Origin of the sequence: Bacillus sp. FJAT-49736 (assembly GCF_018343615.1) — a bacterium.
Lineage (GTDB): Bacteria > Bacillota > Bacilli > Bacillales > Bacillaceae_C > Margalitia.
Genome location: NZ_JAGYPI010000004.1, coordinates 343,154 through 353,451 on the forward strand (window position 1 = coordinate 343,154; position 10,298 = coordinate 353,451).

Consider the following 10,298-nt stretch of genomic DNA (forward strand, 5'->3'; position numbering starts at 1 on the left):
CAGTGAGAATACCAATATTGAAATTACGTGATTGTCTACTGGTATCTATTCAATGGGAACTGGATGATCAAACTGCCCTTCAATTTCAAGAGGATTTATTACATAAGATACATGAAACAAGTGCCAGAGGTGTTGTTATTGATCTAACATCCATTGATTTTATCGATTCTTTTATCGCGAAGGTTCTTGGCGATGTAATCAATATGTCAAGGCTGATGGGGGCAAAGGTTGTTGTGACAGGCATTCGTCCGGCTGTTGCGATTACTCTGATTGAACTCGGAATTCGATTAGAGGATGTGTCAACTGCACTTGATTTAGAAAATGGCTTGGAGAAATTACAACAGGAACTGGGGGATTGACTTTATGGAGTTCCAATCCAGCGTTAAGATTTTAAACGAATGGGACATCGTTGCAGTCCGCCAGTTAGGAAGAAATATTGCAAAAGAACTAAACTTTGGAACCGTTGATCAGGCAAGAATTACAACAGCTATTAGCGAACTGGCAAGGAATATTTTTTTATATGCAAAACAAGGACAAATAAGCATTGAAAAAGTCTTTGACGATGGGAAATGGGGCTTACGAATAATTGCCGAAGATGAGGGACCGGGAATACAAGATATAAGAAAAGCGATGGAAGACGGATATACAACCTCAGGCGGTTTGGGAGCGGGATTACCAGGCGTAAAGCGATTGATGGATACATTCGATATTGATTCAAAACCGAATCAGGGCACGACAATTATAGCTACAAAATGGCTCCGGTAAGGGGGAGTAATCGATGACCTTTAAAAACAGAATGGAAACAAAATATCGGAAAATTTTAATGAACTATTTAGACAATCAAAGCGAACAGGTTTTATATCAAGGGCAGAAATTTAGCAGAAAATTAATTGAGCATCAAATAACACCGGAAGAAATGATTAGTCTGCACCGTTCCATTTTGTTAGAGATTGAACCTGATTTGAAGGAAAGTATTCTGCACTCCTTTGACGTTCTTTTAGAAATCATGATGGGTTACGGTTTAGCCTACAGAGAACATCAAAGTCTTCGTGATCAGCAAATTGAATTGAAGAACGAGATGGAAGTAGCGGCAAATATGCAGAGAACATTACTTGGAACAAAGATTCCGAGCAAAGAACATTTAGATATTGGAGCAATAAGTGTTCCTGCTAAAAAAATGAACGGTGACTATTTCCATTTTATTGAGGATGAGGAAAATCGTCTAGGGGTGGCTATTGCGGATATCATTGGAAAAGGAATCCCGGCAGCCCTTTGTATGTCCATGATTAAATATGCAATGGATAGTTTAACGGATATTCACCATCAACCAAGCCAATTGCTGGAGGATTTAAATAGAGTGGTGGAACAAAATGTTGACCCGAGTATGTTTATTACCATGTTTTATGGAATGTATGATCCAAATGAGCATCAGTTTCATTATGCTTCTGCCGGACACGAGCCTGGATTTTTTTACGATGCCGATTTAAATAAATTTTTAGACCTGGAAGCAAAGGGGCTGCTCCTTGGTGTGAATAAAAAAACTAAATACCAAGGATATTCCAAAAAGTTGAATATAGGTGATATGATTATCCTCTTATCGGATGGTGTTACAGAATGCAGAACAGATGAGGGGTTTATTGAAAGAGAAGCAATTATTTCATACATACGGAAAAACATTCATTTGTCAGCCAAGGATATTGTGAATAACGTATATAAAGACTTAGAACGGCTGCAAGCTTTCCAACTGCGGGATGACTTTACATTAATTATTATAAAAAGAGTAAAATAAAAGGTTTTAACTTCAAAAAAACGGGTAAATAGAAAAAAAGGGCGATATGGGAAGAGGGGTGGACGTGATGAATTTGACTGTAAAGATAAAAAAAATCGATGGGCAGGTATTAGTAAAATTAAATGGTGAGATAGATGCCTATACAGCACCACAGCTAAAAAAATCATTTCAACCGTTCGAAGAGGAAAAAAAACCTCTTCATATGAAGGTAGATTTATCTGACGTTTCTTATATGGATAGTACAGGCCTTGGAGTATTTGTTGGACTATTTAAGTTTATAAGAGGAAATGAAGGCAGTTTAAAATTAACCGGATTATCACCGCGCCTTAAACGATTATTTCAAATTACCGGTTTGGCGGAGATCATGGAGATTAATACCGAGGTAGAGGGTGTGTAATAATGGGGGCATTTGATTACATTGAGATGAAAATTCCTGCGAAACCGGATTACGTTGGTGTGATAAGACTAACGCTTTCTGGTATTGCAAGTCGAATGGGTTTTGATTATGAAATTATTGAGGATTTAAAAATCGCTGTAAGTGAAGCAATTACAAACGCAGTTCAGCACGGCTATAAAAATAACCCGGATGGTCAAATTGGGATTAGCTTCGGAATATTTACGGATAAGCTGGAAGTCATCGTCGTCGATTCGGGAAAAAGCTTTGATTTTAATAAAGTAAGAGGAGCCATTGGGCCTTACCATGAAAGGAACCAAAACAATATGCTGCATGAAGGGGGATTGGGTCTTTACTTAATTGAGAGCCTCATGGATGAAGTGGAAATACTTCAAAATGAAGGGGTAACTGTCATCATGACAAAGTACCTTGAAGGAGAGCAGGTGGAGACCAGTGGAAAAATTGTCTCAACCTAATCATAGTGATACGAAGAATATAGTGGAATTAATTAGATCCTTTCAAAGAAATGGAAATGAAGAGATTCAAGAGAAGCTTGTCATGCATTTTGAAAAGCTTGTAGATTCCATCGCTAGAAAATATTCAAAAGGGAATCATTATCATGAGGATATTTTTCAAGTAGGGATAATCGGCTTACTTGGAGCGATAAGAAGGTATGATGATTCATTCGGGAAAGGCTTTGAAGCATTCGCGATTCCTACCATTGTGGGTGAAATCAAACGTTTTTTACGGGATAAAACATGGAGTGTCCATGTCCCGAGGAGAATTAAAGAGCTAGGTCCGAAAATCAAAAAAGCGGCCGAAGAATTAACCGTTGAATTGCAGAGATCACCTAGAATTGAAGAGATTGCATTAAGAATTGATGTCTCTGTGGAAGAAGTTCTAGAAGCAATGGAGATGGGAAAAAGCTACCAATCCTTATCTGTTGATCATTCCATAGAATCGGATTCCGACGGAAGTACAGTCACGTTATTAGATATAGTAGGAAATGTAGATAATGGATACGAAAAGGTGGATCAACGCCTGGTGGTAGATAAGGCTTTGCATGTGCTAAGCGAACAGGAGCGGCTCATTATCCAATACACATATTTAGAGAATATGAGTCAAAAAGCAGCTGGGGTAAAGCTTGGGATCTCTCAAATGCATGTGTCTAGGCTGCAACGTCGTGCTATAAAAAAATTACGTGAAGCCATATTTGAAGAAGAATTAGCAGATTCGGGGAAGTATAATGACAAAAATTGAGCATTCTTTCATAGAGGCAGTGGCATTTCAAACGGCGAAGGAAGGAAAAGAGTATTGTGGTGACAGCTTCTATATGACTGTCTATAAAGATACATTTCTATGCGCTTTAGCCGATGGATTAGGCAGTGGTAAGGCTGCTTTCGAGGCATCTTCATCAGTTGTCGATTATGTAAAGGAGAACGTAGAACTAGATGTGGAAACCCTCATGCAGGATTGTAATAGATTACTGGTGGATAAACGTGGTGCCGCAGTTTCGCTTTTGAAAATTAACTTGCGGCAGCGCGAGTTTATATATAGCTGCGTTGGTAATATTCGTTGCTATTTATATATGCCTTCCGGAAAAACTGCCTTTCCTCTACCGGTAACAGGGTATTTATCAGGCAGGCCGCAAAACTATCGGACTCAAACATTTACTTACGAGGCTAATTCAAAGTTTTTTATACATTCGGATGGATTAAAGCTTACCAGTTCCAAATCATTAATGAAAAGTGGCCTGCCGCTTATTGCCATTGCGGCAGAAGTAGAAAGAAGCCATATGTTGAAAACAGATGACTCAACGTTTATCCTTGGAAGCTTGCTTTAGAAGTGCAGGCTTTTTTCACTTTGTACAGTAACATGGTAAAATAAAAAAAGAAGTGTAAAAAGGCACTAAATGAGGAAATGGGTGGAATCGATGGTTGAACAAACAGCGATATCAAGAGACGAGCAATTAAAAAAGCAGTTAGCTAAGGAATTAAATTTTTCTCCAAAGCAAATTAGTACCATTATCACTCTTGTTGATGAAGGCAATACCGTTCCGTTCATAGCAAGATATCGAAAAGAGATGACGGGTGCGTTAGATGAGGTTCAGATTAGAAGTATTATGGATAGATGGACGTATGTTCAAAATCTGGAGCAAAGAAAAGAAGAGGTTATTCGTTTAATAGGTGAACAAGGAAAATTAACGGATGAACTACAGCAAAAAATTATTGCTGCCGATAAGCTTCAAACAATAGAGGATTTGTACCGGCCATATAAGCAAAAACGACGCACAAAAGCGACGATTGCCAAGGAAAAGGGTTTGGAGCCACTTGCAGACTGGATGATGACATTTCCTACTACAGGCGATGTTCTGGAAAAAGCTGCCCAATTTATCTCGGAGGAAAAGGAAGTACATACCGCGGAAGATGCTTTATCAGGAGCAAAGGATATTATAGCAGAAATAGTGTCGGATGAAGCAACCCATAGAGAATGGATTCGACAAGATACATATAAAACGGGGATTATTTCCTCTACTGTTAAGAAGGAAGAAAACGATGAGAAAAAGGTTTTTGAAATGTATTATGAATATCAGGAACCTGTAAGGAAAATAGTCCCGCATCGAATTTTAGCATTAAATCGTGGTGAGAAGGAAGACGTTCTACGCGTTTCCATACATCCTGATACAGAAAGAATTATTTCTCAACTTTCAAAAAGGGTTATAAAGCAGCCTAACTCTATTGCAGCCGTTTATATTCAGGAAGCCGTTGAAGATGCGTATAAGCGTTTGATCCAGCCTGCAATTGAAAGAGAAATCCGTAATGAACTGACTGAGAAAGGGGAAGATCAGGCAATCCATATCTTTTCCGAGAATCTACGCAACCTATTATTGCAACCCCCATTAAGAGGAAAGATGGTTTTAGGAGTAGATCCTGCATACAGAACAGGATGTAAGCTAGCTGTTGTTAATGAAACAGGGAAAGTTTTATATATAGGAGTTATATATCCGCATCCTCCAAAAGCAAAACCGGTGGAAGCAAAAGAAACATTCATGAAAATCCTGAAGGATTTCGGTGTTGAGATAATTGCAATTGGAAATGGGACGGCTTCTCAAGAAACAGAACAATTTGTTGCCGGTATATTGAAGGAAGTAAAAAATGATCTTTCCTATATTATTGTCAATGAAGCGGGTGCAAGTGTTTACTCTGCATCTGATTTAGCGCGTGAAGAATTTCCGAACCTGCAGGTAGAGGAAAGAAGCGCCGTTTCTATTGCGAGGCGTCTACAAGATCCGCTTGCAGAACTGGTGAAAATTGACCCGAAATCAGTCGGAGTCGGACAATATCAGCACGATGTTTCCCAAAAGAAATTAAACGATTCATTATCATTTGTTGTAGAAACAGCTGTAAACCAAGTAGGAGTAAACGTAAATACCGCTTCCTCCTCCTTGTTGCAATATGTGGCAGGCTTAAGTAAAACGGTTGCGAACAATATTGTGAAAGTTAGAAATGAGAGCGGCAAATTTGTTAATAGGAAACAATTAAAGGATATCCCTAGATTAGGAGCGAAAACGTATGAACAATGTATCGGTTTCTTACGTGTATTAGACGGAGATGAGCCTCTTGATAAAACTCCTATTCATCCTGAAAGATATGAAGAAGTAAAATCACTATTAAAAAAATTGAATTTTGCCACCTCCGATATAGGTTCTGAAAGTCTGAAAAATGCCATCGAAGCTCGTTCCATTTCGGAGATTTCCGCTGAATTAGGAATAGGGGAACTAACCTTGCGGGATATTATCGATGCATTGAACAGACCGGGACGCGATCCACGTGACGAGCTTCCTAAACCAATATTAAAAAAGGACATTCTAAAATTAGAAGATCTAAAACCTGGAATGGAGATGCAAGGTACCGTAAGAAATGTTGTTGATTTCGGTGCGTTTGTAGATGTCGGGGTAAAAGAGGATGGTCTGGTTCACATTTCAAAACTTAGCAACCAATATGTAAAGCATCCATTAGATGTTGTTTCTGTAGGCGATATTGTTATTGTCTGGGTTGAGAATGTAGATACACATAAAGGCAGATTATCACTTACGATGTTAAAGAAATAATATATATAGAAAAACTGCTACCAAGTAGCAGTTTTTTTATGAAGAAAATCTCAACTCGATTTTTCGTTTTGTTGATTAGTATAAAAAAACCAGCATTGATTTAGTAGTTTTATTTGATACCGGTTTTTTTCATTAAAAGCCCTTCGCATTTGATTTTGAAACCAAATTGGCATATTCAAACCTCCTTGAACGAAAAGTAGGTTAATACCTAATATATGTTATAATAGGTTGTCTTGTTCATTCTTGTTCTATAAAAGGGGAGTATAGGTTGGATAATTCTAAGCTTCAGAATCTTGTTGAGGATATATCACAAACTTATTTCGGTAAGCCTTTTAATCATATAGCAGTATTTAACCCAAAATTACGCACTACCGGGGGCCGTTATTTGTTAAAAAGCCATAATATCGAGCTCAACTATAAATATTTTGAAGAACATGGGATGACGGAACTGATTGCGATCATTAAGCACGAGCTTTGTCATTATCATCTTCATATAGATGGTAAAGGCTATCAACATAAAGACCGCGATTTTAAATTTCTCCTTCAGAAGGTAGGAGGCTCGAGATATTGCACACCTCTTAAAAAAAATGTACCAAGGCAAAATTCAACCATTAAGCTATATGAATGTACCGAATGTAAAGCAATATATAAAAGAAAGAGAAAAGTGGATGTTGCTCGCTACGTATGTGGGAAATGCAAAGGTAAACTAAAACAGCTTAAATAAGATTCCTTTTTTACTTTGTTATTTTTCAAGAGGTAGGCTGAATAAGGATTTAAATGCGGGAAAGAAAATCTATTCGAAAATACCTTAAGTAATATCTGAATAAAGATTTTTTCAAAATTGGGTTGACACATAACGTGTTCCTCATTATAATTTTAAGAGTCGAGATTGAAAAAATATTCCGCAGTAGCTCAGTGGTAGAGCTATCGGCTGTTAACCGATCGGTCGTAGGTTCGAGTCCTACCTGCGGAGCCATTATGGAGAAGTACTCAAGTGGCTGAAGAGGCGCCCCTGCTAAGGGTGTAGGTCGGGTAACCGGCGCGAGGGTTCAAATCCCTCCTTCTCCGCCATAGCAATATGGCCCGTTGGTCAAGCGGTTAAGACACCGCCCTTTCACGGCGGTAACACGGGTTCGAATCCCGTACGGGTCATTGTAATATAAAACGGTCTGGTAGTTCAGCTGGTTAGAATGCCTGCCTGTCACGCAGGAGGTCGCGGGTTCGAGTCCCGTCCAGACCGCCATTTTTATTTGAATATATGTAATGCATATGTTATGATGATTATCCTGTACTTTAAAAATAAATATTGGGCTATAGCCAAGTGGTAAGGCAACGGACTTTGACTCCGTCACTCGCTGGTTCGAATCCAGCTAGCCCAGCCATTTTTTTATTTTTAGGATAAATTTATATACGAGCCATTAGCTCAGTCGGTAGAGCACGACCGAGTAATCTTCGGAGCAATACTTCAGCGTACAGCTTGAGCTGCTGCTTGAATAAGCTTACTGAAAGCTGGACGTCGTAGATGCACTTTTGGTAGAAAGTATTATGACGTATATTGATAAATTTATATACGAGCCATTAGCTCAGTCGGTAGAGCATCTGACTTTTAATCAGAGGGTCGAAGGTTCGAGTCCTTCATGGCTCACCATTTCTAATATGATTATTAATTATCAAAACGCGGGTGTGGCGGAATTGGCAGACGCACCAGACTTAGGATCTGGCGCCGCAAGGCGTGGGGGTTCGACTCCCTTCACCCGCACCAAAAAAAGCATTGACTTTTAACTAGCAGTTTGTTATAATATTTTTTGTCACTTTTGAAAATGCGGTCGTGGCGGAATGGCAGACGCGCTAGGTTGAGGGCCTAGTGGGGGCAACCCCGTGGAGGTTCAAGTCCTCTCGGCCGCACCAAAATTTTTTGCGCAAGCAAAATAATTTTCCTTAATGCGCAAGCAAAAATTTTTCCTCAATGCGCAAGCAAAAAATTTTCATTTAAATAATGCGCCCGTAGCTCAATTGGATAGAGCGTTTGACTACGGATCAAAAGGTTAGGGGTTCGACTCCTCTCGGGCGCGCCATAATAACTAATCAAGCCGAAAAGTATATTTATTATACTAACTTCAAACGGGAAGTAGCTCAGCTTGGTAGAGCACATGGTTTGGGACCATGGGGTCGCAGGTTCGAATCCTGTCTTCCCGACCATTTAAAATTAAAATACGCGGGTGTAGTTTAGTGGTAAAACTACAGCCTTCCAAGCTGTTGTCGTGGGTTCGATTCCCATCACCCGCTCCAAAAAAAGTTATTGACATATGAGTTGGAAGTTGATATACTTTAAAGGTTGCTGTTCGAAGCAACAAAGAATTGATCTTTGAAAACTAAACAGAACAAAACGTCAATGTTTTAAAATTTTTATGAGCTATATCAAATATCTTTTTGGAGAGTTTGATCCTGGCTCAGGACGAACGCTGGCGGCGTGCCTAATACATGCAAGTCGAGCGAATCAGATGGGAGCTTGCTCCCTGATGATTAGCGGCGGACGGGTGAGTAACACGTGGGTAACCTGCCTGTAAGACTGGGATAACTTCGGGAAACCGGAGCTAATACCGGATAACTTCTTTTCTCGCATGAGAGAAGATTGAAAGATGGCTTCGGCTATCACTTACAGATGGACCCGCGGCGCATTAGCTAGTTGGTGAGGTAACGGCTCACCAAGGCGACGATGCGTAGCCGACCTGAGAGGGTGATCGGCCACACTGGGACTGAGACACGGCCCAGACTCCTACGGGAGGCAGCAGTAGGGAATCTTCCGCAATGGACGAAAGTCTGACGGAGCAACGCCGCGTGAGTGATGAAGGTTTTCGGATCGTAAAACTCTGTTGTTAGGGAAGAACAAGTATCGTTCGAATAGGGCGGTACCTTGACGGTACCTAACCAGAAAGCCACGGCTAACTACGTGCCAGCAGCCGCGGTAATACGTAGGTGGCAAGCGTTGTCCGGAATTATTGGGCGTAAAGCGCGCGCAGGCGGTTTCTTAAGTCTGATGTGAAAGCCCACGGCTCAACCGTGGAGGGTCATTGGAAACTGGGAGACTTGAGTGCAGAAGAGGAGAGTGGAATTCCACGTGTAGCGGTGAAATGCGTAGAGATGTGGAGGAACACCAGTGGCGAAGGCGACTCTCTGGTCTGTAACTGACGCTGAGGCGCGAAAGCGTGGGGAGCGAACAGGATTAGATACCCTGGTAGTCCACGCCGTAAACGATGAGTGCTAAGTGTTAGAGGGTTTCCGCCCTTTAGTGCTGCAGCTAACGCATTAAGCACTCCGCCTGGGGAGTACGGCCGCAAGGCTGAAACTCAAAGGAATTGACGGGGGCCCGCACAAGCGGTGGAGCATGTGGTTTAATTCGAAGCAACGCGAAGAACCTTACCAGGTCTTGACATCCTCTGACAACCCTAGAGATAGGGCGTTCCCCTTCGGGGGACAGAGTGACAGGTGGTGCATGGTTGTCGTCAGCTCGTGTCGTGAGATGTTGGGTTAAGTCCCGCAACGAGCGCAACCCTTGACCTTAGTTGCCAGCATTCAGTTGGGCACTCTAAGGTGACTGCCGGTGACAAACCGGAGGAAGGTGGGGATGACGTCAAATCATCATGCCCCTTATGACCTGGGCTACACACGTGCTACAATGGATGGTACAAAGGGCTGCGAGACCGCGAGGTTTAGCCAATCCCATAAAACCATTCTCAGTTCGGATTGCAGGCTGCAACTCGCCTGCATGAAGCCGGAATCGCTAGTAATCGCGGATCAGCATGCCGCGGTGAATACGTTCCCGGGCCTTGTACACACCGCCCGTCACACCACGAGAGTTTGTAACACCCGAAGTCGGTGAGGTAACCTTTTGGAGCCAGCCGCCGAAGGTGGGACAGATGATTGGGGTGAAGTCGTAACAAGGTAGCCGTATCGGAAGGTGCGGCTGGATCACCTCCTTTCTAAGGATAATGGAAGACCACTTA

The 10,298-nt window shown here is 41.4% G+C and carries 10 protein-coding genes, 11 tRNA genes and 1 rRNA gene; 21 read left to right on the top strand and 1 reads right to left on the bottom strand.

Annotated elements, in window-relative coordinates; genetic code table 11:
• Positions 1 to 2 precede the first annotated feature (2 nt).
• From KHA87_RS19695 to KHA87_RS19730, 8 genes are all read left to right on the top strand, one after another.
• Positions 3 to 359, top strand: a complete 357-nt coding sequence (locus KHA87_RS19695; protein WP_213095890.1) for an STAS domain-containing protein — start codon at positions 3 to 5, stop codon at positions 357 to 359.
• A 4-nt stretch (positions 360 to 363) separates the two neighbouring features.
• Positions 364 to 765 carry an anti-sigma regulatory factor gene (locus KHA87_RS19700; RefSeq protein WP_213095891.1) on the top strand — a complete coding sequence of 134 codons (402 nt, stop codon included), beginning with the start codon at positions 364 to 366 and terminating at the stop codon, positions 763 to 765.
• A 13-nt stretch (positions 766 to 778) separates the two neighbouring features.
• The gene (locus KHA87_RS19705; RefSeq protein ID WP_213095892.1) at positions 779 to 1,789 is read left to right on the top strand and encodes a PP2C family protein-serine/threonine phosphatase; all 1,011 of its coding nucleotides are present in this window, start codon (positions 779 to 781) and stop codon (positions 1,787 to 1,789) included.
• 67 nt (positions 1,790 to 1,856) lie between these two features.
• On the top strand, positions 1,857 to 2,186 hold the full coding sequence (locus KHA87_RS19710) for an anti-sigma factor antagonist (RefSeq protein WP_213095893.1): 330 nt from the start codon (positions 1,857 to 1,859) through the stop codon (positions 2,184 to 2,186).
• A 2-nt stretch (positions 2,187 to 2,188) separates the two neighbouring features.
• A complete protein-coding gene (gene rsbW, locus KHA87_RS19715) occupies positions 2,189 to 2,659 on the top strand; it encodes an anti-sigma B factor RsbW (protein WP_213095894.1) in 471 nt (156 codons plus the stop codon).
• Positions 2,637 to 3,443, top strand: coding sequence for an RNA polymerase sigma factor SigB (gene sigB / locus KHA87_RS19720; protein WP_213095895.1), 807 nt, complete (start codon positions 2,637 to 2,639; stop codon positions 3,441 to 3,443). The genes rsbW and sigB overlap by 23 nt, the downstream gene beginning before the upstream one ends.
• Positions 3,430 to 4,026 (top strand): PP2C family serine/threonine-protein phosphatase, encoded by a 597-nt coding sequence (locus tag KHA87_RS19725; RefSeq protein WP_213095896.1) that lies wholly within the window; start codon positions 3,430 to 3,432, stop codon positions 4,024 to 4,026. The genes sigB and KHA87_RS19725 overlap by 14 nt, the downstream gene beginning before the upstream one ends.
• A gap of 90 nt (positions 4,027 to 4,116) precedes the next feature.
• Positions 4,117 to 6,294, top strand: a complete 2,178-nt coding sequence (locus KHA87_RS19730; protein WP_213095897.1) for a Tex family protein — start codon at positions 4,117 to 4,119, stop codon at positions 6,292 to 6,294.
• A gap of 50 nt (positions 6,295 to 6,344) precedes the next feature.
• Here KHA87_RS19730 and cmpA read toward each other — a convergent pair whose 3' ends face one another.
• On the bottom strand, positions 6,345 to 6,467 hold the full coding sequence (cmpA, locus tag KHA87_RS19735; protein WP_213095898.1) for a cortex morphogenetic protein CmpA: 123 nt from the start codon (positions 6,465 to 6,467) through the stop codon (positions 6,345 to 6,347).
• A gap of 95 nt (positions 6,468 to 6,562) precedes the next feature.
• Between cmpA and KHA87_RS19740 the strand changes: the two genes are divergently transcribed.
• The 13 genes from KHA87_RS19740 (at position 6,563) to KHA87_RS19800 (ending at position 10,274) form a co-directional block, all read left to right on the top strand.
• Entirely contained in the window at positions 6,563 to 7,018 is a 456-nt protein-coding gene (locus KHA87_RS19740; protein ID WP_213095899.1) for a SprT family protein, read from the top strand.
• Positions 7,019 to 7,195: 177 nt separating this feature from the next.
• Positions 7,196 to 7,270 (top strand) — tRNA-Asn (locus tag KHA87_RS19745).
• Between the two features lie 4 nt (positions 7,271 to 7,274).
• Positions 7,275 to 7,365: transfer RNA gene (locus KHA87_RS19750), tRNA-Ser, on the top strand.
• A 9-nt stretch (positions 7,366 to 7,374) separates the two neighbouring features.
• Positions 7,375 to 7,446 (top strand) — tRNA-Glu (locus KHA87_RS19755).
• A gap of 14 nt (positions 7,447 to 7,460) precedes the next feature.
• Positions 7,461 to 7,537 (top strand) — tRNA-Asp (locus tag KHA87_RS19760).
• A gap of 64 nt (positions 7,538 to 7,601) precedes the next feature.
• Positions 7,602 to 7,676: transfer RNA gene (locus KHA87_RS19765), tRNA-Gln, on the top strand.
• A gap of 190 nt (positions 7,677 to 7,866) precedes the next feature.
• Positions 7,867 to 7,942 (top strand) — tRNA-Lys (locus tag KHA87_RS19770).
• A gap of 29 nt (positions 7,943 to 7,971) precedes the next feature.
• Positions 7,972 to 8,056: transfer RNA gene (locus KHA87_RS19775), tRNA-Leu, on the top strand.
• Between the two features lie 60 nt (positions 8,057 to 8,116).
• Positions 8,117 to 8,202: transfer RNA gene (locus tag KHA87_RS19780), tRNA-Leu, on the top strand.
• A 90-nt stretch (positions 8,203 to 8,292) separates the two neighbouring features.
• Positions 8,293 to 8,369: transfer RNA gene (locus KHA87_RS19785), tRNA-Arg, on the top strand.
• 47 nt (positions 8,370 to 8,416) lie between these two features.
• Positions 8,417 to 8,493, top strand: a tRNA-Pro gene (locus KHA87_RS19790).
• 16 nt (positions 8,494 to 8,509) lie between these two features.
• Positions 8,510 to 8,583: transfer RNA gene (locus tag KHA87_RS19795), tRNA-Gly, on the top strand.
• A gap of 138 nt (positions 8,584 to 8,721) precedes the next feature.
• A 16S ribosomal RNA gene (locus KHA87_RS19800) occupies positions 8,722 to 10,274 on the top strand.
• Positions 10,275 to 10,298 lie beyond the last annotated feature (24 nt).